General features: G+C 73.0%; 19 protein-coding genes, 4 tRNA genes and 1 other RNA gene. 14 read left to right on the top strand and 10 right to left on the bottom strand.

Features of this window, described 5'->3' with window-relative positions:
* Window positions 1-363: 363 nt before the first annotated feature.
* From purL to purS, 3 genes are read right to left on the bottom strand one after another with little or no spacing between them, the layout of a single operon-like run.
* Window positions 364-2,622, bottom strand: a complete 2,259-nt coding sequence (purL, locus tag LG395_RS06675; protein WP_225808762.1) for a phosphoribosylformylglycinamidine synthase subunit PurL — start codon at window positions 2,620-2,622, stop codon at window positions 364-366.
* The gene (purQ, locus tag LG395_RS06670; protein ID WP_171154909.1) at window positions 2,619-3,299 is read right to left on the bottom strand and encodes a phosphoribosylformylglycinamidine synthase subunit PurQ; all 681 of its coding nucleotides are present in this window, start codon (window positions 3,297-3,299) and stop codon (window positions 2,619-2,621) included. The genes purL and purQ overlap by 4 nt, the downstream gene beginning before the upstream one ends.
* The gene (gene purS, locus LG395_RS06665) at window positions 3,296-3,559 is read right to left on the bottom strand and encodes a phosphoribosylformylglycinamidine synthase subunit PurS (protein ID WP_014673609.1); all 264 of its coding nucleotides are present in this window, start codon (window positions 3,557-3,559) and stop codon (window positions 3,296-3,298) included. Before purS ends, purQ begins: the two co-directional genes overlap by 4 nt.
* A 311-nt stretch (window positions 3,560-3,870) precedes the next feature.
* On the opposite strand from purS, the gene LG395_RS06660 reads away from it, so the two are divergent.
* The 8 genes from LG395_RS06660 (at window position 3,871) to LG395_RS06625 (ending at window position 8,419) form a co-directional block, all read left to right on the top strand.
* On the top strand, window positions 3,871-4,188 hold the full coding sequence (locus LG395_RS06660) for a histone-like nucleoid-structuring protein Lsr2 (RefSeq protein ID WP_171154906.1): 318 nt from the start codon (window positions 3,871-3,873) through the stop codon (window positions 4,186-4,188).
* 167 nt (window positions 4,189-4,355) lie between these two features.
* Window positions 4,356-4,427: transfer RNA gene (locus LG395_RS06655), tRNA-Gly, on the top strand.
* 80 nt (window positions 4,428-4,507) lie between these two features.
* Window positions 4,508-4,580: transfer RNA gene (locus LG395_RS06650), tRNA-Gly, on the top strand.
* A 129-nt stretch (window positions 4,581-4,709) separates the two neighbouring features.
* Window positions 4,710-5,648, top strand: a complete 939-nt coding sequence (locus tag LG395_RS06645) for an ABC transporter ATP-binding protein (protein WP_171154904.1) — start codon at window positions 4,710-4,712, stop codon at window positions 5,646-5,648.
* On the top strand, window positions 5,645-6,433 hold the full coding sequence (locus LG395_RS06640) for an ABC transporter permease (RefSeq protein ID WP_171154902.1): 789 nt from the start codon (window positions 5,645-5,647) through the stop codon (window positions 6,431-6,433). The genes LG395_RS06645 and LG395_RS06640 overlap by 4 nt, the downstream gene beginning before the upstream one ends.
* A 16-nt stretch (window positions 6,434-6,449) precedes the next feature.
* Window positions 6,450-7,712 carry a sensor histidine kinase gene (locus LG395_RS06635; RefSeq protein ID WP_225808761.1) on the top strand — a complete coding sequence of 421 codons (1,263 nt, stop codon included), beginning with the start codon at window positions 6,450-6,452 and terminating at the stop codon, window positions 7,710-7,712.
* On the top strand, window positions 7,709-8,323 hold the full coding sequence (locus tag LG395_RS06630) for a response regulator transcription factor (protein ID WP_225808760.1): 615 nt from the start codon (window positions 7,709-7,711) through the stop codon (window positions 8,321-8,323). Before LG395_RS06635 ends, LG395_RS06630 begins: the two co-directional genes overlap by 4 nt.
* A 23-nt stretch (window positions 8,324-8,346) precedes the next feature.
* A tRNA-Gly gene (locus LG395_RS06625) sits at window positions 8,347-8,419 on the top strand.
* Between the two features lie 44 nt (window positions 8,420-8,463).
* Here the strand turns inward: LG395_RS06625 and LG395_RS06620 are convergent.
* The 6 genes from LG395_RS06620 to ffs form a co-directional block, all read right to left on the bottom strand.
* The gene (locus tag LG395_RS06620; protein WP_225808759.1) at window positions 8,464-9,363 is read right to left on the bottom strand and encodes a phosphoribosylaminoimidazolesuccinocarboxamide synthase; all 900 of its coding nucleotides are present in this window, start codon (window positions 9,361-9,363) and stop codon (window positions 8,464-8,466) included.
* A 104-nt stretch (window positions 9,364-9,467) separates the two neighbouring features.
* Entirely contained in the window at window positions 9,468-10,967 is a 1,500-nt protein-coding gene (locus LG395_RS06615) for a N,N-dimethylformamidase beta subunit family domain-containing protein (RefSeq protein ID WP_171154895.1), read from the bottom strand.
* Window positions 10,968-11,195: 228 nt separating this feature from the next.
* Window positions 11,196-13,328 (bottom strand): M48 family metalloprotease, encoded by a 2,133-nt coding sequence (locus tag LG395_RS06610; protein WP_225808758.1) that lies wholly within the window; start codon window positions 13,326-13,328, stop codon window positions 11,196-11,198.
* 287 nt (window positions 13,329-13,615) lie between these two features.
* Window positions 13,616-14,881 carry a phosphoribosylamine--glycine ligase gene (purD, locus tag LG395_RS06605; protein WP_225808757.1) on the bottom strand — a complete coding sequence of 422 codons (1,266 nt, stop codon included), beginning with the start codon at window positions 14,879-14,881 and terminating at the stop codon, window positions 13,616-13,618.
* Between the two features lie 103 nt (window positions 14,882-14,984).
* Window positions 14,985-17,312, bottom strand: coding sequence for a DNA polymerase III subunit gamma and tau (locus tag LG395_RS06600; protein WP_225808756.1), 2,328 nt, complete (start codon window positions 17,310-17,312; stop codon window positions 14,985-14,987).
* A 68-nt stretch (window positions 17,313-17,380) separates the two neighbouring features.
* Window positions 17,381-17,477, bottom strand: an RNA gene (gene ffs / locus LG395_RS06595) — signal recognition particle sRNA small type.
* A 119-nt stretch (window positions 17,478-17,596) separates the two neighbouring features.
* On the opposite strand from ffs, the gene LG395_RS06590 reads away from it, so the two are divergent.
* The 6 genes from LG395_RS06590 (at window position 17,597) to LG395_RS06565 (ending at window position 21,030) form a co-directional block, all read left to right on the top strand.
* Window positions 17,597-17,684, top strand: a tRNA-Ser gene (locus LG395_RS06590).
* Window positions 17,685-17,918: 234 nt separating this feature from the next.
* A complete protein-coding gene (locus LG395_RS06585) occupies window positions 17,919-18,197 on the top strand; it encodes a ribbon-helix-helix domain-containing protein (protein ID WP_225808755.1) in 279 nt (92 codons plus the stop codon).
* The gene (locus tag LG395_RS06580) at window positions 18,194-18,619 is read left to right on the top strand and encodes a PIN domain-containing protein (protein WP_171154889.1); all 426 of its coding nucleotides are present in this window, start codon (window positions 18,194-18,196) and stop codon (window positions 18,617-18,619) included. Before LG395_RS06585 ends, LG395_RS06580 begins: the two co-directional genes overlap by 4 nt.
* 229 nt (window positions 18,620-18,848) lie before the next feature.
* On the top strand, window positions 18,849-19,919 hold the full coding sequence (locus tag LG395_RS06575; protein ID WP_225808754.1) for an NADH:flavin oxidoreductase/NADH oxidase: 1,071 nt from the start codon (window positions 18,849-18,851) through the stop codon (window positions 19,917-19,919).
* An 87-nt stretch (window positions 19,920-20,006) separates the two neighbouring features.
* Window positions 20,007-20,414 carry a TraR/DksA family transcriptional regulator gene (locus LG395_RS06570; protein WP_225808753.1) on the top strand — a complete coding sequence of 136 codons (408 nt, stop codon included), beginning with the start codon at window positions 20,007-20,009 and terminating at the stop codon, window positions 20,412-20,414.
* Window positions 20,415-20,562: 148 nt separating this feature from the next.
* Window positions 20,563-21,030: a hypothetical protein gene (locus tag LG395_RS06565; protein WP_225808752.1), complete on the top strand. Its 468-nt coding sequence runs from the start codon at window positions 20,563-20,565 to the stop codon at window positions 21,028-21,030.
* Window positions 21,031-21,049: 19 nt separating this feature from the next.
* On the opposite strand, the gene LG395_RS06560 is transcribed toward LG395_RS06565, so the two are convergent.
* Window positions 21,050-22,921 carry a copper resistance CopC/CopD family protein gene (locus LG395_RS06560; protein WP_225808751.1) on the bottom strand — a complete coding sequence of 624 codons (1,872 nt, stop codon included), beginning with the start codon at window positions 22,919-22,921 and terminating at the stop codon, window positions 21,050-21,052.
* Window positions 22,922-23,094: the final 173 nt, after the last annotated feature.

The following is a 23,094-nucleotide window of genomic DNA, read 5'->3' as shown; positions in this document are numbered from 1 at the left end:
GGAGACCAGGTACAGCGGGTGCCGGCCCTTGTGGTGACCGGATGTCCAGGGGGGCGCCGAGGGCCATGCCCTCGACGTTGTCGAGGAGCGGGTACCGGGCGGACGAGGCCGGGGCGGTGACCTGGCCTCGTCCGCCCACGGGGCAGGTGGCCAGGTCGACGACCGGTTTCCCCGCGCCGCACACGCTTACGCCTGCGGCCGACGAGGCTTCCCGAACCTTCGCCGCCGGCCTGCCGGGTCCCGGCGGCGGCCCCGCCGGGCAGGGGCCTGGGAACCATGCCCGGTGAACCGGGAAGCCCCCGCCGGGACACGGGTCCGGGCGGGGGCTTCGGCGTGCCGTACGGGCCGTGGCCCCTGGACGCGCTACGCCAGCAGCGCCGGGATCGTGCCCTCGTGGGCCTCGCGCAGCTCGGCGAGGGGGAGGGAGAACTCGCCCTGCACCTCGACCGCGTCGCCGTCGACGACACCGATACGGGTGGCCGGCAGACCGCGCGCACCGCACATGTCGTTGAAGCGGACCTCCTCCGAGCGCGGCACGGCGACGATCGCGCGGCCGGCCGACTCGGAGAACAGGAAGGTGAAGGCGTCCAGGCCGTCGGGTACGACCAGACGCGCGCCCTTGCCGCCGAGCAGCGCGGACTCCACCACGGCCTGCACCAGACCGCCGTCGGACAGGTCGTGCGCGGAGTCGATCATGCCGTCGCGGGAGGCGGAGATCAGGATCTCGGCCAGCAGGCGCTCGCGCTCCAGGTCCACCTGCGGGGGCAGACCGCCCAGGTGGTCGTGGATCACCTGCGACCAGGCCGAGCCGCCGAACTCCTCCCGGGTGTCGCCGAGGAGGTAGATCAGCTGGCCCTCCTCCTGGAAGGCGACCGGGGTGCGGCGGGCGACGTCGTCGATCACGCCGAGCACGGCGACCACCGGGGTCGGGTGGATGGCGGCCTCGCCGGTCTGGTTGTAGAGCGAGACGTTGCCGCCGGTCACCGGGGTGCCGAGCTGGAGGCAGCCGTCGGCGAGACCGCGCACGGCCTCCGCGAACTGCCACATGACCGCCGGGTCCTCGGGCGAGCCGAAGTTCAGGCAGTCGGAGACCGCGAGGGGCTTGGCGCCGGTGGTGGCCACGTTGCGGTAGGCCTCCGCCAGCGCCAGTTGGGCGCCCGTGTACGGGTCCAGCTTGGCGTAGCGGCCGTTGCCGTCCGTCGCGATGGCGACGCCGAGACCGGTCTCCTCGTCCACGCGGATCATGCCGGAGTCCTCCGGCTGGGCGAGGACGGTGTTGCCCTGCACGAAGTGGTCGTACTGGGAGGTGATCCACTTCTTGGAGGCCTGGTTCGGCGAACCGACCAGCTTCAGGACCTGCGCCTTCAGCTCCTCACCCGTCTCCGGGCGGGACAGCTTGTTCGCGTCGTCGGCCTGGAGGGCGTCCTGCCACTCGGGGCGCGCGTAGGGGCGCTCGTAGACCGGGCCCTCGTGCGCGACCGTGCGCGGGTTGACGTCGACGATCTTCTCGCCGTGCCAGAAGATCTCCAGCCGGTCGCCGTCGGTGACCTCACCGATGACGGTGGCGATGACGTCCCACTTCTCGCAGATCTCCAGGAAGCGGTCGACCTTGTCCGGCTCCACGACGGCGCACATGCGCTCCTGCGACTCGCTCATGAGGATCTCCTCGGGCGAGAGCGTGGAGTCGCGCAGCGGGACGTCGTCCAGGGTGACGCGCATGCCGCCGGAGCCGTTGGAGGCCAGCTCGGAGGTGGCGCAGGACAGACCGGCCGCGCCGAGGTCCTGGATGCCGACGACCAGCTTCTCCCGGAACGCCTCCAGGGTGCACTCGATGAGCAGCTTCTCCTGGAAGGGGTCGCCGACCTGCACGGCGGGCCGCTTCGAGGGCTTGGCGTCGTCGAAGGTCTCGGAGGCCAGGATCGACGCGCCGCCGATGCCGTCGCCGCCGGTCCGGGCGCCGTAGAGGATGACCTTGTTGCCCGCGCCGGAGGCCTTCGCGAGGTGGATGTCCTCGTGCCGCATCACACCGATGGCACCGGCGTTGACCAGCGGGTTGCCCTGGTAGCAGGCGTCGAAGACGACCTCGCCGCCGATGTTGGGCAGGCCCAGGCAGTTGCCGTAGCCACCGATGCCCGCGACCACGCCGGGCAGGACGCGCTTGGTGTCGGGGTGGTCGGCCGCGCCGAAGCGGAGCGGGTCGACGACCGCGACCGGGCGGGCGCCCATCGCGATGATGTCGCGGACGATGCCGCCGACACCCGTGGCCGCGCCCTGGTAGGGCTCGACGTACGACGGGTGGTTGTGCGACTCGACCTTGAAGGTGACGGCGTAGCCCTGGCCGACGTCCACCACACCGGCGTTCTCGCCGATGCCGACGAGCAGCGCGTCGCTCTGCGGCGCCTTCTCGCCGAACTGGCGCAGGTGGACCTTGGAGGACTTGTACGAGCAGTGCTCGGACCACATGACCGAGTACATGGCGAGTTCGGCGCCGGTGGGGCGGCGGCCGAGGATCTCCACCACCCGCTCGTACTCGTCCTTCTTCAGGCCGAGTTCGGCCCAGGGCAGCTCGACGTCGGGGGTCGCGGCCGCGTGCTCGACCGTGTCCAGAGGCGTCCGGCTCATGCGCCCACCAGCTTCTTGAGGATCGAGGTGAAGAACGGGAGCCCGTCGGTACGGCCGGTACCGATCAGCGGCTCGACGGCGTGCTCGGGGTGCGGCATGAGGCCGACGACGTTGCCCGCCTCGTTGGTGATGCCGGCGATGTCGTTGAGCGAGCCGTTCGGGTTGAAGTCCAGGTAGCGGAAGGCGACGCGGCCCTCCGCCTCCAGCTTGTCGAGCGTGTACGCGTCGGCGACGTACCGGCCGTCCATGTTCTTCAGCGGGATGTGGATCTCCTGGCCGGCGCGGTAGTCGGCGGTCCAGGAGGTCTCCGCGTTCTCCACCCGCAGCTTCTGGTCGCGGCAGATGAAGTGGAGGTGGTCGTTGCCGAGCATCGCGCCCGGGAGGAGGTGGGCCTCGGTGAGGATCTGGAAGCCGTTGCAGATGCCGAGGACCGGCAGTCCGGCCTTCGCCTGCTCGACGAGCGGCTCCATCACCGGCGAGAAGCGGGCGATGGCACCGGCCCGCAGGTAGTCGCCGTAGGAGAAACCGCCGCACAGCACGACGGCGTCGACCTGCTTGAGGTCCTTGTCCTTGTGCCAGAGGGCGACCGGTTCCGCCCCGGCGATACGGATCGCGCGCCGGGTGTCGCGGTCGTCCAGGCTTCCCGGGAAAGTGACGACGCCAATACGAGCGGTCACTTGGCCGCCTCCGCGACTTCATCGACCCGGACCGTGAAGTCCTCGATCACGGTGTTGGCGAGGAAGGATTCCGCAAGATCGCGGATGCGGGCGAGCGCGGCCTCGTCGACCGGCCCGTCAACTTCCAGTTCGAATCGCTTTCCCTGACGTACGTCCGAGATCCCTTCGAAACCCAGGCGCGGCAGCGCACGCTGGACCGCCTGGCCCTGGGGGTCGAGGATCTCCGGCTTGAGCATGACGTCGACTACGACGCGTGCCACTGGCACTCCCGGTGTGTGGTGCTGAGCAGGTTCCTTCAGACTACCCGCACAAAATTTCTACGCGGGTAGAGTTGGAGGAAAGTACGTGAGGCGCATCACGATCGGGTGTCGAAGCCACCCACCCGTGAAAAGTTCTGGGAAAGTTCCACAGTCCGTCCGCGACACCTATTGCACCCGGACGCGCGGACGGATTTAGTCGGGCTTCACTTTGCATTGCCGGGCACTGTACAAATGAATTGGCAATAGCCGATACTCGGCACGTCGTCGGCGTTGAGCTGTAACGACGTGCTGCACGAAGGGACCGATTATTCGTGGCGCAAAAGGTCGTGGTCACTCTCTTTGACGACATCGACGGCTCGGAAGCGGCGGAGACGATCGCCTTCGGACTCGACGGCAAGTCGTACGAGATCGACCTGAACGAAAGCAACGCCGAGAAACTCCGCGAGGCGCTCGCGCCCTACGTCGAGGCCGGCCGCAAGCGGTCGCGGTCCGGCAAGGCGTACAAGCAGACGGAGGTCGCCCCCGACCCGGCGGCCGTCCGCGCCTGGGCCCAGGCCAACAAGATGGACGTCCCCGCCCGCGGACGCATCCCGAAGAAGGTCTACGAGGCGTTCAGCGCCGCGCAGTGAGCCCGCGCGGGGGCGAGTCCCCAGGGTCCGTCAGAAGGCCCTGGGGGCCGTGCACTTGGGGCATACGGGACCCCGGGAGGTTCCGACTTGCGCTACCCCCCTGCTGATCAGCTAATGTCTGGGACACGCCGAGGGGCGAGGCCGACAGGCCGGATCCCGAGGACCGTGCGGGTGTAGTTCAGTAGTAGAACATCCCCCTTCCAGGGGGAAGGCGCAGTGTGCGATTCCTGTCACCCGCTCTGCACCGCCGACACGACCACGCTTGTGGATCGGGTAGGCTGGTGCTCGCACCGATCGGTGGGAGCCGATCGGCAGCAGTGCGGACGTAGCTCAGTTGGTAGAGCGCAACCTTGCCAAGGTTGAGGTCGCGAGTTCGAGCCTCGTCGTCCGCTCGGGATGAGACCCCGGTCCACTGGACCGGGGTCTTTTCGTTCGTCCGGCAAGGCGCCTCTGACATCTGTCATGCCGAACCATGACACCGCGCACTGCCGGCCGGGGCGCCCCGCCGGGACGCTGGTGTCATGGACATCGACGGACACGAGCACGTGATCGAGGTCACCGACCTCAGGCGTGTCTACGGGGGCGGGTTCGAGGCCGTACGCGGAATCAGCTTCTCCGTGGCGCGCGGGGAGATCTTCGCCCTGCTGGGCACCAACGGAGCCGGAAAGACCTCCACGGTCGAACTGCTGGAAGGGCTCGCCGCGCCGGCCGGCGGCCGGGTCCGGGTGCTCGGCCACGACCCCTACCGTGAACGGGCCGCCGTACGGCCCCGCACCGGCGTCATGCTCCAGGAAGGCGGCTTCCCCGCCGAGCTGACCGTCGCGGAGACCGCGCGGATGTGGGCGGGCTGCACGACCGGCGCCCGGCCGGAGGCGGAGGTGCTGGAGCCGGTCGGACTCGCGGGCAAGCGGGACGTACGGGTCAAGCAGCTGTCCGGCGGGGAGCGCAGGCGCCTGGACCTGGCACTCGCCCTGCTCGGCGGCCCGGAGGTGCTGTTCCTCGACGAGCCGACGACCGGCCTCGACGCCGAGGGCCGCCGGGACACCTGGGAACTGGTGCGCCGGCTGCGGGACGCGGACACCACCGTGCTGCTCACCACGCACTACCTGGAGGAGGCCGAGGGCCTCGCCGACCGGCTCGCCATCCTGCACGAGGGCCGCATCGCCGCCTCCGGCACTCCCGCGGAGGTCACCGCCGGCCGGCCCTCCCGCATCTCCTTCGAACTGCCCGAGGGCTACTTCCCCGGCGACCTGCCGCCCCTGGCCGAGCTCGGCGTCTGCGGGCACGAGAGCGACGGCCGGGTCGTCCGGCTGCGCACCCGCGAACTCCAGCGGACCGCCACCGCCGTCCTCGTCTGGGCCGAGCGGGCCGGTGTCGAACTGCGCGGCCTGGACGTGCGGTCCGCCTCGCTGGAGGAGGCGTTCCTCGGGATCGCCCGGGACGAGGAGGCGGCGGTATGAGCGGCATCGCCCCGAGCACCCTCGCGCCCTCCCTACGGCGGCTGCGGGCGCTGGCGCGGGCCGAGCTGGCCCTCCTCGGCCGCAACCGCGGGGTCGTCTTCACCGCGCTCGCCGTACCGCTCGCGCTGCCGTTCAGCGTGCGCCCGGCCCTCGACCAGCTGGACCTGCAAAAGCACGGCATCGGCATCGGCGCGGCCATGCTCACGGCCGCGATCGGCTTCTCCTTCCTCTTCGCCGTCTACACCTCGCTCGTCAACACCTACGTCGCCCGCCGCGAGGAGCTCGTCCTCAAGCGGCTGCGCACCGGCGAACTCACCGACACCGAGATCCTCGCCGGCACCGCCCTGCCCGCCGTCACCCTGGGCCTCGCCCAGGCCCTGGTGCTGAGCGCCGGCTGCGCGGTCCTGCTGGACGCCGGGGCGCCCAGGGCGCCCTACCTGACCCTGCTGGGACTGGTGGCCGGGCTGGTCCTGAGCGCCGCGCTCGCCGCCCTCACCGCGTCCGTCACCCGGACCGTGGAGAGCGGTCAGGTCACCGCGCTGCCGCTGGTGTTCGTGTCGATGACCGGCTCCGGGATCACGATCCCCACCGAGGTCATGCCAAAGAGGCTCGCCTCCGTCTGCGAGCTGCTCCCGCTGTCCCCCGCGATCCGGCTCGTACGGGCGGGCTGGACCGGCGGGGCGAGCGCGTACGAGGTGCTCGGCGCGCTCGCGACCGCGCTGGCCTGGATTGTGGTGGCGGTGTTTGCTGTACGGCGGTGGTTCCGGTGGGAACCCCGGCGCTGAGGAACGGGGGGCGCGCGTGGTGGGGCGGATACGGCGGTGGCAGCAACGGCACTGGCGGGAGCGCAGCAAGGCGGAGCGGGTCGAGCTGTACACGGTCGTCACCTGGTACGGCACGACCTGGTTCTTCTCGCTCGGCTGGCTGCTGCTCCCCCTGGTCGGCGGGCTCGGCCACCGGCCCGTGGCCCTCGCCCTCGGCGCCCTGACGGTCCTGGTGACGGCCCTCCAGTGCGCGGCCTCCAACCGGCTGACCCGGCCCGCGCTCGACCACTACCTGGGGCGCGCCCGGCTCCCGGCCGGGGCCCACGGCGTCCCGGCCGTCCTGCTGGGGCTGGTGCTGGCGCTGCTCGTGGCCCTGGCCGCACTGGACGCGGCCGACCAGGCGACGGTCCGGCTGGCGATCGGCGCCGCCCTGCTGCCGTTCGGCGTGGTCTACGGACTCACCGTCCCCGTACGGGTGTTCCTGCGGTCGGCGGCCGTGCTCGCGGTGCTGCTCATGGCGGCCGTCGGGCTCGCCGATCCCGACGGCGCCGGGATCCTCGTGACCGGCCTGATGGTCGCCTTCCAGACGGTGTTCTCGCTGCTCGCCTGCCGCTGTGGCGCCTGGACCCTGGCCGTGCTCTGGGAGGCGGAACGGGCCCGCGAGGTTCAGGCCCGGCTCGCCGTCGCCGAGGAGCGGCTGCGCTTCGGGCGCGACCTGCACGACGTGCTGGGGCGGAACCTTTCCGTGATCTCCCTGAAGAGCGAACTGGCCGTGCAACTGGCCCGGCGGGGGCGGCCGGAGGCCGTGGAGCAGATGATCGAGGTGCAGCGCATCGCGCAGGAGTCCCAGCGGGAGGTGCGGGCCGTCGTACGCGGCTACCGCGAGGCCGACCTCGGTGTGGAACTCGCCGGTGCGCAGGGCGTGCTGACGGCGGCAGGGATCGACTGCGAGGTCCGCGCGGACACCGGCGGGCTGCCCGCGGCGGTGCAGTCCGCGCTCGGCTGGGTGGTGCGCGAGGCCACCACCAACGTGCTGCGGCACGGCGACGCCGGCCACTGCGCGGTGGGCCTCGCGGTGCGGGAGGGGCTGGCGGTGCTCACGGTGGAGAACGACGGCGCCGCGGCGGCCGGCGGTGGCGGCGGATCAGGACTGGCCGGACTGCGGGAACGGCTGGCCGCCGTGGGCGGGACGCTGGACGCCGGATTCGTCGGCGCCGGCCGCGACCGGTTCCGGTTGGTGGCACAAGTGCCGCTGGGCACGGCGGAGTCCGTGACCGATGTGAGAGGAGTCACCCGGTGAGCGCACCGGTACGCCTGTTGCTCGCCGACGACGAGCATCTGATCCGGGGCGCGCTGGCCGCCCTGCTCTCCCTGGAGGACGACCTGCTGGTCGTCGCGGAGGCGGCGAGCGGGCCCGAGGCACTGGCCATGGCCCGGGCGCACGAGCCCGACGTCGCGGTCCTCGACCTCCAGATGCCCGGCGCCGACGGTGTGAGGGTCGCCACATCCCTGCGCGCCGAACTGCCCGGCTGCCAGGTGCTCATCGTCACCGGGCACGGACGGCCCGGGCATCTGAAACGGGCGCTGGCCGCCGGTGTGCGCGGGTTCGTCCCGAAGACCGTCAGTGCTCAGCGCCTCGCCGAGATCATCCGCACCGTGCACGCCGGGAACCGCTACGTGGACCCGGAGTTGGCCGCCGACGCGATCTCCGCCGGGGACTCGCCGCTGACCGCGCGCGAGGCCGAGGTGCTGGAGCTGGCCGCCGACGGAGCGCCGGTCGCGGAGATAGCGGAGCGGGCCGGGCTGTCACCGGGGACGGTGCGGAACTACCTCTCCTCGGCGGTCACGAAGCTCGGTGCCGAGAACCGCCACACGGCAGTACGTCTCGCGCGCCGGCGAGGTTGGGTATAGTTGCTCTCGCGCCACGGCGCAACGCGGACGTAGCTCAGTTGGTAGAGCGCAACCTTGCCAAGGTTGAGGTCGCGAGTTCGAGCCTCGTCGTCCGCTCGGGATGAGACCCCGGTCCACCGGACCGGGGTCTTCTTCATGCCCTACGACCAGCTGGTGCCCGTCAGCCGCTCGTACGCCTCCACGTACTTCCGCCGGGTCGACGCCACGACCTCCTCCGGCAGGGCCGGCGGGGGCTGCTCGCTCCTGCGGTCCCAGCCGGACTCCGGCGAGGTCAGCCAGTCCCGCACGAACTGCTTGTCGTACGACGGCTGCGCCCGGCCCGGCTCCCACTGGTCGGCCGGCCAGAAGCGGGAGGAGTCCGGGGTGAGGACCTCGTCCGCGAGGACGAGGGTGTCACCGTCGAAGCCGAACTCGAACTTCGTGTCGGCCAGGATGATCCCCCGGTCCCGGGCAATGTCCCGGGCGCGCGAGTACACCGCGAGCGTGGCCTGGCGCAGCTGGGCGGCCGTCTCCGCACCGACCTGGCGGGCCACCTCCTCGTAGGAGACGTTCTCGTCGTGCTCGCCGACCTCGGCCTTGGTGGCCGGGGTGAAGATCGGGGCGGGGAGTTCCGAGCCGTCGACGAGGCCTTCGGGGAGGGCGAGGCCGCAGACCGTACGGGACTCCCGGTACTCGGCGAGGCCGGAACCGGTGAGGTAGCCGCGGGCCACGCACTCCACCGGGACCATCTTCAGGGACTTGCAGACCAGCGTGCGGCCCGCCCAGTCGGCCGGGGCTCCCTCGGGCACCTCGGTGCTGACGACGTGGTTCCTGGCGAGGTCACGCAGCTGGTCGAACCACCACAGGGAGAGCTGGGTGAGGACGCGGCCCTTGTCGGGGATCTCCGTGGGCAGCACCCAGTCGTAGGCGGAGATGCGGTCGCTGGCGACCATCACGAGGTCGCCCGCCTCGTTCTGGTACAGGTCGCGCACCTTTCCGGTGTGCAGGTGCACCAGGCCCGGAACCTCGATCGGCTGGGGCTTTTCTACGAATCCGGACACGGTTCCTCCCCGTGGTTCTGTCCAATGCCTCGATTCTCCCGTATGGGGGCGATAGAGCGCGCCCGGGGGTGTGGGTCCGGGCGCGCGGCACGGGGAGGACGGTGTCAGTCGCGTTTGCAGATGCGGTCCAGCAGGTTCGCCGTGGCGCGCTGGACCCGGGCGTCCACGTGGCCGGGGCGGTCCAGGGCCGGGGACCAGGCGAAGGTGCCGGAGGCGAACACCCAGGCGCCGGAGGGGGCGCGGTAGAGCGACGTCTCCTGGTGGCGCAGGACGCCGTCGTTGTCGGTGTAGGGGGAGTGGGCGAGGAGGATGCGCTCGTCGTGCTCGGGCAGTGGGGTGCGCGGGAAGTAACGGTCCGCCTCACCGGCGACCAGACCCGCGATCTCGTCACCCTCGTGGGCGCCGGTCGCCTCCCACAGCCAGTGCCCGGCGTTGCGGACGATCAGCGGGTGCGGCTCGGGGACCCGGCCCGCGTACTGGATGCCGACCAGCTGCTGCTCGGGCCGGTCGATCTCGCGCCACAGCACGGGCCGGCCGGGGCCTTTGCGTTTGCGGCAGGTCAGCAGCCGGTCCGGGACACCGGACGGGGACGGGCCCAGCTCCACCTGCCAGTACATGGTGTTGGCGGAGAGGAAGACCAGCGAGGTGCCGCGGTCGCGGGCGTCCTCGACGGCCCGGCGCATCGGCACCGACCAGTACTCGTCGTGGCCCGGGAAGACCAGTCCCCGGTAGCGGGTGGGGTCGATCCGGCCGGCGTGCAGGTCACGGGCCTCGGCGTAGGCGAGGTCGTAGCCGTAGCGCTCGGCCCAGCGGATGAAGTCGTAGGCGTGGCCGACGTGCAGGGGCAGGCCGGCGCCGGCGTACGGCCGGTCGAAGGAGACGGTGGTCGCGGCGTCGGCCTCCCCCAGCAGCCGGCCCTTCTCGTCCCAGGCGTGGTAGAGGCTGGCGCCGGTGTGGCCGTCCTCCGGGTAGAGGTTGTACGCCTGCCAGGTGATGTCCGGCAGCAGCAGCAGGAGGTCGGCGGGGTGGTCGTCGCGGACCGTGAACGGCACGTGGGAGCGGTAGCCGTCGGCGGTGGTCAGGACGGCCACGTAGGCGCCGATGCTCCAGTAGGAGGGCACCTGGAGGCGCCAGGACAGCCACCAGTGGTGACAGGAGACCGTGCGGTCGGCGGTCAGCGGCGGGGGCTGCACGATGCCGGAGAGGCGGGGGCTGGTGGTGATCTTGGACGCGCCGTCGCCGCTGTAGTGGCCGATGCGGTAGATGTCCACGCTGAACTGCTGCGGCGGGTCGACCGTGACATGGAAGTCGATCGACTCGCCGGGCGCGACCGCGCCGTTCGAGGTGAAGCCCTTGATCTGGCGGTGCACGTCGTCCGCCGAGCGGGGGCCGGACACGGACGCGCGCGGCGCCGGGATGCGTGCGCGGTCGCCGCCGGTGAGCTGCTGCGGACTGGGGTCGACGTACCACGGCACGACGTGCCCGGTGTCGTCGAAGTACGTCTCGCTGCCGCGCAGCCAGGGCACCGGGCCCTGACCGAAGGGGTCCGTGACGGCGTGCGCGAGTGCTCCGGACTCCCAGCGGCGGATGTGGTCCGAGGCCATGGTCGCTCCCCTCCCTCATCAGGCCCCCGTGCCTGTCTCGCTGGTGCTCGCTGTTCTCGGTGTGCTCGGCCGTACTGTCGTATGTCGCGTGCCTTTGCCAAAGGCGTGGTCGGTCCCAGCACATCACATAACGCACGGGGACGGTCACTAGTCGTTGTGAATTGACCTGAACTGGAAGTCGCTTTTCCGGTACGGGGGGCGGGCCGCGCGGGCCGGGTCACCGTCCGGTCAGACGAGACGTACGGGCTTCTCGGGGCGTATGCCGGACGCGGCCAGCCAGTCGCGCAGCGGGCCCGGGTCTCCCTCCTCGATGAGGGTGAGGACCTTGGGCGCCAGGTCGGCGGCCCGCTCACCGCCCAGCAGCAGGGAGGGGCCGTCCAGCCAGTCCAGGGCGGGGACGGCACCGGCGGTGTCCACGGCGGCGCAGCACACCATCGCCGTCACGTGCTCGGCGAGCAGTTCGCGGGCGGTGCGCTGGGGTTGCAGCGGGAAGGGGGGCAGCCCGCAGGCGAAGTCGTCCCACTGGGCGCTCTCGGGCGTCCGCTGTCCCCCGGCGCCACCGTCCACGACGGCAGCCTCCTCCCGGGCCAGCTCGGCACTCAGCCCGGCGGCGAGAGCGGCACTGCGCTCGGTGGTGGGGTCCTCTTCTTCCCCGAAGGGGATCGGGGCGGGGAGTGGGTCCCCGGGCTCGGGGGTGACGGGAGTGGTGCCGGCGTGGTCGGCGGTGCTCGGGTGGTCGGCGGTGCCGGCGTGGTCCGTGGTGTCTCGGTGGTTCGTGGCGTCTGCGTGGTCGGCGGCCCGGCTCCCGGAAGGGCCGGCGACCGGGGTGTCCGTGGCCCCGGGAGCGGCGCCGTCGGCTGCGGAGGCACCCGCCGCGGTGGCCGGGGCGTCCACAGCACCCGTGCCGGCGGCATCCGTTCCGGAATCAGCAGGCCCGGCGCCCACGCCTGACCCGGCACCGGTCCCCGCGGCACCAGGAGCCCCGGGAGCCACCGCGTCGGCCGCCGTGGAAACGCCGCCGGCCCCGGCATACAGCGCGCCCGCATCGGGGGCGGCGTCCGCCGTGCCCCAGACCTCGGCGTCGGCCGTGGCCGTGAGGTGGTCCAGGACCCGGGCCAGGGTGGGGCCGCCGGGGTCGGGGGCCCGGGGGTCCGGGGAGGGGCGGACGCCCAGCGTGTCCAGGACGCGGTGCAGACGCGCCGCTTCGGCGCGCCAGGTGCGGTCCACGACCTCCTCCGGATACGCCTGCCAGTCCACCGGCGCCCAGTCGGGACCCGGCTCGGCGGGCCCCCCGTGGAAGAGCCGGGCGGCGAGGAGGGAGGCGGCCTCGTCGACCGTGCCGGGCTCCTCCAGGAGATCGCACGCGGGCCGTTCGCCGAGCCGGGAGGCGAAGCCCTCGGCGAGCCGGTCCCGGCGGGACAGTTCGGTGAGCGCCGCCACCACCCCCGCGTCGAGCCGGGACGGCCAGCGCCCCATGCGCCAGGCCGGCAACGCCACCCTGGTCAGCAGCCGGTCCCAGCCGGCGTACGCGAGACCGACCTGCTCCTGGGCGACGATCCGCAGGCCGTAGTCCACCGTCTGGGCGCGCTCGGCGGCGGCCGCCGCCACCCCGCGCTCCATCTGGGTCGCGTGCTCCCGGCAGCCGCGCAGCAGCAGCCGGGCCACCCAGCCGAGGGCGGCGCACATCCCGCGGGTCAGCGGGCCGCGGCCCCGGTCGGAGGCGACGGCCACGGCCGCGTCCAGCCCGCGCACGAAGCGGCGGGCGGCGGCTATGTCCGGGTGCGCCGAGGGTCCCGTACCGGCGATGACCGGGGCGAGGACCGCGCGCAGTTCGCCCACGCGCATCCACCACAGGAACGGGGAGCCGATGACGAGGACCGGTGCGACCGGGGTCCGGCGGCGGCCGGGGCCCGCTATCTCGTCGGGCGCCGGACGCGGGGGCGGTCCGTGGGCCGAATGGGCCCGGTCCTCCAGCCAGCTGTCGCAGTCCGGGGTGAGCGCTATGGCCGAGGGCACCGGCACGTCCAGCCGGTCGGCGAGGTCGCGCACCATCCGGTACAGATCGGGGGCGGACCCCTCCGGGATCGGCACCGTGGGACTCATGGCGGGGCGGGCCCGGGCCACGACCACCGCGATACCGGCCGCGGCCAGCAGGACCAGCGCCGCGAGCACGCCGACGACCCAGCGGGCGGCGTCCCAGCCCGGGCCGACGAGACGGCCGGTGGAGACGCCGGTCAGCAGGATCACCTCGGTGCCCGCGGGCAGCAGTGCCACGGCCAGCGCACGGCCCCGGACCCGCAGCACGGCGAGGGCCCGGGAGCGCGCGGCCTGCGCGCCCGCCTCCACACCGATTCCGGTCACGTGCCGATCTCGCCCCCTCCCTGGCGATCGTGTGCTGCCCTGGTCTTGCTCACTCCCCCACTGTGGCACCCGCCACTGACATCGCAATGCCGGTGGGCCAAGTGCCGGAACGCTTGCGCGGCACCCTAGTTGGGCCCCCGGCCCCCGTCAGCCATATGGGCGATTGCTCACTCGATGGAATGGCTTTGGTCAGAGCTGGGTGACAGAAAGCAAAGATCAGGCCCCGGATCGCCTCCGGGGCCTGATGGGGGTGCGAGGGGCGGTACGAGGGAGCCGTACCGGCGTGGTCACGCCCGTGCCCGCGCCTCCTGTGCGGCCTTCGCCGCGATGTCGGTGCGGTGCTGCGAGCCGTCGAGCCGGATCCGGCCCACCGCCCGGTACGCCCGCTCGCGCGCCTCGGACAGGTCCTGGCCGGTGGCCGTGACGGACAGCACGCGTCCGCCCGCGCTGACGACCGCGTCGCCGTCCCGCTTGGTGCCGGCGTGCAGCACGTAAGCGTGCGGGGCGTCCTCGGCGGCCACCTCGTCCAGACCGGTGATCGGGTCGCCGGTGCGCGGGGTGCCCGGGTAGTTGTGCGAGGCGACGACGACGGTGACGGCTGCGTCCTCGCTCCAGCGCAGCGGCGCGAGGTCGGCGAGGTTGCCGGTGGCGGCGGCCATCAGGACACCGGCCAGCGGGGTCCGCAGCCGGGCCAGCACGACCTGGGTCTCCGGGTCGCCGAAGCGGGCGTTGAACTCGATGACCCGGACGCCGCGCGAGGTGATCGCGAGACCGGCGTAGAGCAGCCCGGAGAACGGCGTGCCCCGGCGGCGCATCTCGTCCACGGTCGGCTGGAGCACCGTCTCCAGCACCTCGTCGACCAGCTTCGGGTCGGCCCACGGCAGCGGCGAGTACGCGCCCATGCCGCCCGTGTTCGGTCCCTCGTCGCCGTCCAGGGCGCGCTTGAAGTCCTGGGCGGGCTGGAGCGGTACGACCGTCTCGCCGTCGGTGACGGCGAACAGGGACACCTCGGGACCGTCGAGGAACTCCTCGACGACCACGCGCTCGCACCCGGCCGCGTGCGCCTTGGCGGCCTCGACGTCGGAGGTGACGACGACGCCCTTGCCGGCGGCGAGGCCGTCGTCCTTGACGACGTAGGGGGCGCCGAAGGCGTCGAGGGCCGCGGCGGCCTCCTCGGCCGTGGTGCAGACGTAGGACCGGGCGGTCGGCACGCCGGCCGCCGCCATCACGTCCTTGGCGAAGGCCTTGGACCCCTCCAGTTGCGCGGCCTGCCCGGAGGGGCCGAAGACCGGGATGCCCGCGGCACGGACGGCGTCGGCGACACCGGCGACCAGCGGGGCCTCCGGGCCGACGACGACCAGGTCGGCACCGAGGCCGGTGGCCAGCGCGGTCACCGCGGCACCGTCGAGCGCGTCGACCGGGTGCAGCTCGGCGACCTCGGCGATGCCGGCGTTGCCGGGGGCGCAGTGCAGCGCGGTGACGTCGGGGTCGAGGGACAGGGAGCGGCACAGGGCGTGTTCGCGGGCGCCGCTGCCGATGACGAGGACCTTCACGGGGTCAGCCTAATGGCAAGGTCGCCGAAGCCCGGGCGCCGGGTTTGTTGGACTTTCCTCCAAAGCGAGCCCTTGCCCGGCCGTTCCCCGGTGCACGCGGCCCTCACTCGTTGGAGAACTCCTCGACCACCGTGGCCCCCAGCTCCCGCACGATCAGCTCGTGGCCGGAGAGCGCCGACTCGTCGAGATCCGGGTCGTCGTCCTCCGGGATGTCGTCCTCGGGGGAGACGGGCGGCGGCTCGGGCGCGGCGGCGGGCCGGGGCGCCGGGGCGGGCGCGGCCGGTGTGCCGCTCTGCGGGGCGGCAGGCGGCTGCGGTGACGGCTGGGAGGCTCCGGGGCGTGGGGCGGCCGGGGCGCCGTAGCCACCGCCGCCGGGGGAGCCGCCGTGGCCGCCGGCCGGAGGGCCGCCGTAGCCGCCGCCCCCGCCGAAGCCGCCCGCGACCGGTGGGGCGGAGCCCCCGCCCGACGGGTCGACGACCGCCTCGATCTTCCACTGCACGTTGAACTGCTCGGCCAGGGCCTGCCGCAGCACGTCCTCGCTGCCACTGCCGGAGAAGTTGTCACGCGCGCCCGCGTTCACGAACCCGAGCTGGAGGGTCGTGCCGTCGAAGCCGGTCACCTGGGCGTTCTGGCTGAGCAGGATCCAGGTGAAGCGGCGGCGGTTCTTGACGGCCTCCAGGATGTTCGGCCAGAGCGCGCGCGGGTCGAGGCCGCCGGCGGGGGCGACCGGGGCGGAAGCCTGGGGCGCCGGGGCCGAGGTGGCCGGGGGCGCGGACGGCGCCGGCTGGGACGGGGCCGGGGCCACGCGGCCGGAGCCCGGTGCCTGCCCGGCGCCCGGAGCGGTGGCCGTGGGCCAGCCACCGGGGCGTCGGCCGCCGCCGGCGGGGGCGGCGGTGGGCCAGGCGCCGGTGGCGGGCGCTGGGGCGGGAGCGGGGGCGGGGGCGGGGGCGGCCGGAGCCTGGGCGGCGGGGGCGGCGGCGGCCGTGGGGGCGGGAGCGGGGGCAGGGGGCGCGGGCGCCGGGGCGACCGCAGCCGGCTCACCCGGTGCCGCCGGACCGGAGGGGCCGCCCGGACCGGCCGGAACCGCGGCGGGCGCACCAGGGCCGGCCGGCCCCGCGGCCCGGACCGCCGCGCGAGCCGCCGCGGGTCCCCCACCGGACGGCACGGACGAACCGCCGGCACCCGGACCGGCACCCGGTGCGAGGGCGCCGGCGTGGGCCTCGGGACCGGGGACGTACCCCATGGCCGGCGCACCCGCGCCGGCGGAGAAGCCGATGCCGCGCTCCAGGCGGTCGAGCCGTGCCATCACGGACCGCTGGTCGCCGTAGGCGGCGGGCAGCAGGACGCGGGCGCAGATCAGTTCGAGCTGGAGGCGGGGGGACGTGGCGCCGCGCATCTCGGTCAGGCCCTCGTTGACCAGGTCGGCGGCGCGGCTCAGCTCGGCGGCGCCGAAGGTCTCGGCCTGGGCCTGCATCCGCTCCAGGACGTCGGCCGGGGCGTCGAGCAGCCCCTTCTCCACGGCGTCGGGCACGGCGGCGAGGATCACCAGGTCCCGCAGCCGCTCCAGCAGGTCGGCGACGAAGCGGCGCGGGTCGTTGCCGCCCTCGATGACCCGGTCGACCACCTCGAAGGCGGCGGCCCCGTCACCGGTGGCGAAGGCCTCCACGACGGAGTCGAGCAGGGAGCCGTCGGTGTAGCCGAGGAGGGAGGTGGCCATGGCGTACGTCACACCGTCCGCCCCGGCACCGGCGAGGAGCTGGTCCATGACGGACATGGAGTCACGCACGGAGCCGGCGCCCGCGCGCACGACGAGCGGCAGTACGCCGTCCGCGACCGGGATGTCCTCCTTCCGGCACACCTCGCCCAGGTAGTCCCGCAGGGTGCCGGGCGGCACCAGCCGGAAGGGGTAGTGATGCGTCCGCGAGCGGATGGTCCCGATGACCTTCTCGGGCTCGGTGGTCGCGAAGATGAACTTCAGGTGCTCGGGCGGCTCCTCGACGACCTTCAGCAGCGCGTTGAAACCGGCCGACGTGACCATGTGGGCCTCGTCGATGATGTAGATCTTGTACCGGCTGCTCGCGGGGCCGAAGAAGGCCTTCTCGCGCAGCTCACGGGCGTCGTCCACACCACCGTGAGAGGCCGCGTCGATCTCGATGACGTCGATCGATCCGGGTCCGTTGCGCGCGAGGTCGAGGCAGGACTGGCACTCGCCGCAGGGCGTCGGGGTGGGACCTTGCTCACAGTTCAGGCAGCGGGCCAGGATGCGCGCGCTGGTCGTCTTGCCACATCCGCGCGGACCGCTGAACAGGTACGCGTGATTGACCCGGTTGTTCCGCAGCGCCTGCTGCAGCGGGTCGGTGACATGCTCCTGCCCGATGACCTCGGCAAAGGTCTCCGGGCGATAGCGGCGGTACAGCGCGAGAGACGACACGCATACGAGGTTAATGGCGCCCACTGACAACCGGCCCCGCCCCGAGATCCACGGCCGCGGGCCCGGAACGCAAGGGCCCCCCACGCACCCGCCAGAGCCGACCTACCCTTGCTGCCTTCCGGCCCTGGGGGAGTTCAGTCAGATAGCGCCGCGTGAGGGGCTGTGCCCCACAGTACCCGATGGCGGGCACCGGTCCGAACCCGGCCGGCCCCGCGACCCCACCCGGGGACGGCCTGCGGGAACGGGTTCGCGAGCACTCCCCTCGGTCATGTAATGTTTCCGGCGGAGGATTCGCCTAGAGGCCTAGGGCGCACGCTTGGAAAGCGTGTTGGGGGCAACCCCTCACGAGTTCGAATCTCGTATCCTCCGCCAGTGCCTCACCGGGCACGATGTCGAAGGGCCCCACCGCAAGGTGGGGCCCTTCGACGTTGTCCTCAGAATCCTCAGACCTCGTTGTCCCGGTTTTTGTCCACAGGGGGTGTCTCGGGACTTCCCCAGATGGCTTCGGCGAGGGAAGGACTGCGAGATCAACCATCCGCATCCTGGATGCCTGACTGGTTCAACGCCCCTGGTAAGGGCGCTTACACCAGGAGTATGGTCCCCAGTATGGCGACGAAGAAAGTCACGGTGACGATCCCCGAGGATCTCCTCGACGAGATCCGCGCCGACGCGGCTGAGCGGGGACTTTCGGCGTATGTAGCCGAAGCGCTGCGGTTCAAGCGCGACCGGGACCGGTTGCTGGAGCTGGTCGACTGGCTGCAGGAGGAACACGGGCCGGTCACCGAGGACGAGCGCGCGGCAGCCCTCGCGGAACTGAACGATCTCGACGCCGAGCACGAGGGCCGTCGTACCGCCGGAGGGCACGACGCCGGAGAGGCCGCGTGAAGAAGCGCGCCGGTGAGCACAGCCGGCGGCCACTGCGCGTGTTCGTACTCGACTGCGAAGCCCTGTCTCTGGCCGTGCGCGGCGACCGCAGGATGATCGCCTGGCTCGACCTCGCGGCCGGGGGTGAGGCCGAGGTGGTGACGTCTCCCATGACGCTGGTCGAGGCGTACGACGGCAGAACCACCGAGCAGCGCTGGGACTGGGTGCTCTCCCGGCTCAAGGTCGCCGATGTCGGAAAGGACGAGGCCCGCCAGGCCCGGCGTCTCCTGTCCGACGCCAAGCTGCACGGTCACAAGTACGCGATCGATGCCGTGCTCGCTGTCATCGCACGCCGACAGAAGGGGCAGGTCACCGTCTTCACCTCGGACGTGGACGACCTGGAGAAGCTCCTCCCGGACACCATCGTCGCCAAGAAGGTATGACCAGGCACCCCGGTCTCGGTTCTGGGCTCAGGTCTCAGTTCTGGTCTCGGTAAAGACGACCCCGATCACCGTCGACGACCCGGGTGCGCACGCCTGGCCGGTGGTTGTGCCACGAGCGGCCGGGGTACTCGTGGGCACCCACCGTGCGGGGCGCCCCGCGGGAACCAGGCCGTCACGGCTCGACGGCCGGGGGCACCCGGCTTCTCACCTCCCTCCTGCGAGGCCTCCGATGAGCCGTCTCTTCTCGCCGCTCACCCTCCGCGGCACGACCTTCCCGAACCGGGCCTGGGTGGCCCCCATGTGCCAGTACAGCTCGGTCGACGGCTATCCGCAGGACTGGCATCTGGTCCATCTCGGCTCCCTGGCACGCGGCGGGTCGGGCCTGGTCATGCAGGAGGCCACGGCCGTGGAACCCGAGGGCCGGATCACCCCTTCCGACGCCGGCATCTGGGACGACGGGCAGGCCGCCGCGTACAAGCGGATCACCGACTTCGTCCACGGGCAGGGAGCCGTCGCCGGCATCCAGATCTCTCATGCCGGCCGCAAGGCGTCGACGGCACCGCCCTGGGAGGGTGACGCGTACGTCGAACCGGAGGCCGGAGGATGGCAGACGGTCGCTCCGTCGCCGCTGCCGTTCGGCGACTGGCCGGCCCCGCGGGAACTCGGCGCGGACGACATCCGCGCCCTGGTCCGGGCCTTCGGCGAGGCCGCCGCGCGGGCGCTGTCCGCCGGCTTCCAGGTCCTGGAGATCCACGCCGCGCACGGCTATCTGCTGCACCAGTTCCTGTCACCGCTGTCCAACCACCGCAGCGACGAGTACGGAGGCGACCTCGACGGGCGCAGCCGTTTCCTGGTCCAGGTCACCGACGCCGTACGGGCGCAGTGGCCGGAGGACCGCCCGTTGTTCGTGCGCTTCTCGGCCACGGACTGGGCCGACGGCGGCTGGACCCCGGAGGAGACGGTAGAGGTGTCGCGGCACCTGGTGACCCACGGCGTCGATCTGGTGGATGTCACCAGCGGCGGGCTCGTGCACAACGCCCGTATCGAAGTGGAACCCGGCTACCAGGTGCCCTTCGCCCGAGCCGTCCGCGAGGGCGCGGCCCTGCCCGTCTCCGCGGTCGGCCTGATCACCGCACCGGAGCAGGCGGACCAGATCCTCGTGGACCGCTCGGCCGACGCGATCATGCTCGCGCGCGAATTGCTGCGCAACCCGACCTGGCCGCTCCACGCGGCCCACGTGCTCGGTGACGACGTCCCGTGGCCGAAGCAGTACCAGCGTGGCCGCCCACGTCATCGCTGAGGCCGTCTTCGGTGAGGCCGGCTCCGCTGAGGCCGGCTTCGCCCGAGCACCCGGGAATTCGGCAGAGACAGCGAGGTTTACTCCGATATGAGTGACCGGTCCATCAATGCCGCTTTTCCCGCACCCCAGGGCGAGTCGATGCGGGCGCTGCTCGCGGCCGACCGTGTCGGCACACTGCGGCAGATAGCCGCCCTCAGCCGTGAGTACGAAGGGATCGTGGAGGCGAACGCGCTGGTGGCCGTCGACGACGAGCACGACCCGGAAGGGTCGAGCACGGCCTTCGAGCGGGCGCACGTCGCCGCCCTGCTGTCCCAGGCGCGCGAGCATCTGAACGATCTCGACCGCGCCCTCGAACGGCTGGAGAGAGGCGACTACGGGCGCTGCGAGCAGTGCGGTGAGCCGATCCCGACGGAGCGCCTCGAAGTCCGTCCGGCGGCGAAGACCTGCGTGCGCTGCGCGTCCGAGTCCCTCCGTCGGCGGCCGTTCACCAGCTGAACCGCACCGCCGGCGGTCACCGTCCGGCCGCGCTCCGGTCCCGGCCCGCCTCGCCGCCCTCCGGATGCGGCGCCTGGGGCGAAAGTGCACTGTGGTCTCTGAGGTTCTTTCGCTGGAGGTGAGGGCCTTGGGGCGTTCGTTGCCTGTGGTGGCCGCTGCCGTGGCCCTGGCGGTTCCCGTCGTCTCCGTGGGCGGTACGGCGTCCGCGGCGCCGGCGCGGGTGCCGGCCTCCGCCGCGGCGAGCCCGTGCGCGTCCCAGGACGCGTATCCGCCGGGCGGCGGCACCAACCTGGGCGGTGCGCCCAACCGGTTCAAGTACGCGGACACCCCGTACGCGGGCGCCCGCTTCGACGGGTGCGCCAACACGCTGCGGGTGTACTACGGCGGCTATTCCAGCCCGCGCTACTCCTACTACGAGGTCCGCTACACGTATCCGTCACGCCTCGGCTGGTACAGCTGGCAGCTGCGCATGGGCGAGTACCGGGTCGCCACGGTCGACGCGCCCGCGCGCGGTGACTGGAACTTCAAGGTCAGGGCGTGCGCCGGCGCCGTCGACGAGGCGGGACCAGGCAGCTGCACCGGCTGGTCCCCGCAGCTCTTCCTGCACACCGCCTGATCCCGCCGGCCCTTCGCCCCTACCGCTTCACCCGCACCGGTGCCGACACCGTCACCTGGTCCAGGTCCGACACGCGGACCGTCGCCCTCACCGTCCAGGTGCCGGGGAGGGGCACGGTGAAGGCGGGCGCGGACCAGTAGCCGCCGCGGTCGGTGAGCCTGGTGTCCAGAGGGCCCAGGCGCCGCGCCGGGAGCGTGAGGGTGACCCGGAGCTCGGGAACCGTGGCGAGGCCGCCGTCGGGGCCGTAGATCACCGCCTGGAGGGAGTTGGTGCCGACGCGGCCGGGGTCCAGGGTGATCTGCACCTTGCCGTGGCCGCCGGGGGCGCCGGTGTCGAAGGGGACGGTGAGGACCGAGGCCGTCTGGACGCCCGTCGCTGTGGAGGGCGCGGGCTGGGCGGACTCCGTCGCCGCGCGGCCGGGGACGGTGCTGGTCAGGAGGGTGGTCAGGGCCAGGACCAGCGCGGCGGCCACCGTCTCGAGAAGGACCGAGCGGCGCAGGAGGCGCAGGGGCGGGACCGGGGGTGGTTCCGGCGGGGGTTCGGGGAGCGCGGGGCCCGTGGCCGGTTCGGGGACGCGGGCGCGGACGGCGGCCTGCGCGGGACGGGTCAGGCGGGCCGTCCAGGCGCGGGAGCAGGCCGCCGCGAGGAGCAGCGCGGTGACCGCCGCCAGCTTGGCCAGGAGCGTGCGGCCGTACGTCGTGCCGGTCAGCGCCTGCCAGGAGCCGAGGCCGCGCCAGGACTGGTAGACGCCGGTGACGACCAGGACCACCACCGACGTGAACGCCAGCCGGGAGAAGCGGGCCGGGACCGAGGCCGGCAGGGCGGTGGCGGTTCGCGGGGCGTGCCGCAGCGTCCACAGGAGCGCGGCCAGGCCGCCCAGCCAGGCGGCCGTCGCCAGCAGGTGCAGGGTGGAGGAGACGATCGCCACCGGGACCTGGATGCCCGCCGCGGCGTGGTCGGACGCCGACCAGGTCAGGGCCAGGGCGACGGCGAGCACGGTGGCCGCGGCGAGGGTGACGCGGCGCGGGAGTCTGACGCGCCGGGTCCTGAGCAGGGTTGCGGCGGCCGCGGCCAGGAGCAGCAGCGCCAGGCGGAGGAGCAGGAGCCGGCCGGGGCGGGTCGTCGCCGTGTGGGTGAGGGCGGAGAGGGAGAAGGCGGTCGTCGGGGAGGCGGCCTCCTCGTAGGGGACGCGCAGGAGGTACACGGCGAGGGTGGAGGCCACGAGCGTCACCGCGGCGGCCACGGCGGGGATGCGCAGGTGGGCCGTCGTCGGCGGGCGGCAGTAGGCCACGAACGCGGCGGTGCCCAGCAGGAGTGCCAGGGAGAGGTAGGCGAGGTAGCGCGCGATGGTGTGCAGGGCCGTGGTGGCCCCGTTCTCCGGGCGCTCCCGGGGCAGGGCCGCCGGTGCCGCCGTGCGCTTGCCCACCGAGAAGGTCAGCGCGCCGGACACGGGATGGCTGTCGGCCGACACCACCCGCCAGGCGACCGTGTACGTCCCGGTGGCGAGCCGGGCGGGGAGGGTGACGCGCGCGGTGTCGGAGCGGCCGGCGGCGTGGCCTGCGGGGCCGGTGCGCAGGCGCCGGTTCCCGGGGTCGTACACCCGGAAGGAGTCGGTCAGCAGGCCGACCGACTCGGTGAAGGTGAGGGTGACGTGACGGGGGGCGGTGCGCAGGAGGGTTCCGTCGGCGGGGTCCGTGGCGCGCAGGACGGCGTGCGCGGAGGCGGGCGTCGCCGTGCCGAGGAGGAGGGCGGGGAGCAGGGCGGGGAGGAGGAGTACGAGCAGGAACGCCGCTGCCGGGCGCCGCGACGGACCGTGCCCTCGCCGGTCGCCGTCCCGGGCTCGCACCCGGTCCTTGCCGTGGGCTCCTTCGTGGTCCGCGTCGCGCCGCACCGTCAGCCTCCGTTCCCGCCCGTGCACCCGTGCCTCCCCTTAGGTACGGCGGGAACCGGCCGCGTGCTCACCAGGCCGGACGGACCGTCACCCCGCCGTCCGCCACCGGGTGGTGGACGGTGTTCCGGCTCGTGACGCGTTCGAGGCCGGCGGGGGTGCCCCCGGGCGGGTGA

The organism is Streptomyces spinosus, assembly GCF_020400655.1.
In the GTDB taxonomy this organism is placed as follows: Bacteria; Actinomycetota; Actinomycetes; order Streptomycetales; family Streptomycetaceae; genus Streptomyces; species Streptomyces argyrophylli.
The sequence above is the reverse complement of the archived record's forward strand: the minus strand, read 5'-3'. Positions and strand labels throughout refer to the sequence as shown.

Coding starts and splice junctions, on each gene's coding strand:
- LG395_RS06585 (WP_225808755.1), top strand. CDS start 17,919: ATGGCGACGAAGAAAGTCACGGTGACGATCCCCGAGGATCTCCTCGAC.
- purL (WP_225808762.1), bottom strand. CDS start 2,622: ATGAGCCGGACGCCTCTGGACACGGTCGAGCACGCGGCCGCGACCCCC.
- LG395_RS06645 (WP_171154904.1), top strand. CDS start 4,710: ATGGACATCGACGGACACGAGCACGTGATCGAGGTCACCGACCTCAGG.
- LG395_RS06615 (WP_171154895.1), bottom strand. CDS start 10,967: ATGGCCTCGGACCACATCCGCCGCTGGGAGTCCGGAGCACTCGCGCAC.
- LG395_RS06570 (WP_225808753.1), top strand. CDS start 20,007: ATGAGTGACCGGTCCATCAATGCCGCTTTTCCCGCACCCCAGGGCGAG.
- LG395_RS06640 (WP_171154902.1), top strand. CDS start 5,645: ATGAGCGGCATCGCCCCGAGCACCCTCGCGCCCTCCCTACGGCGGCTG.
- LG395_RS06575 (WP_225808754.1), top strand. CDS start 18,849: ATGAGCCGTCTCTTCTCGCCGCTCACCCTCCGCGGCACGACCTTCCCG.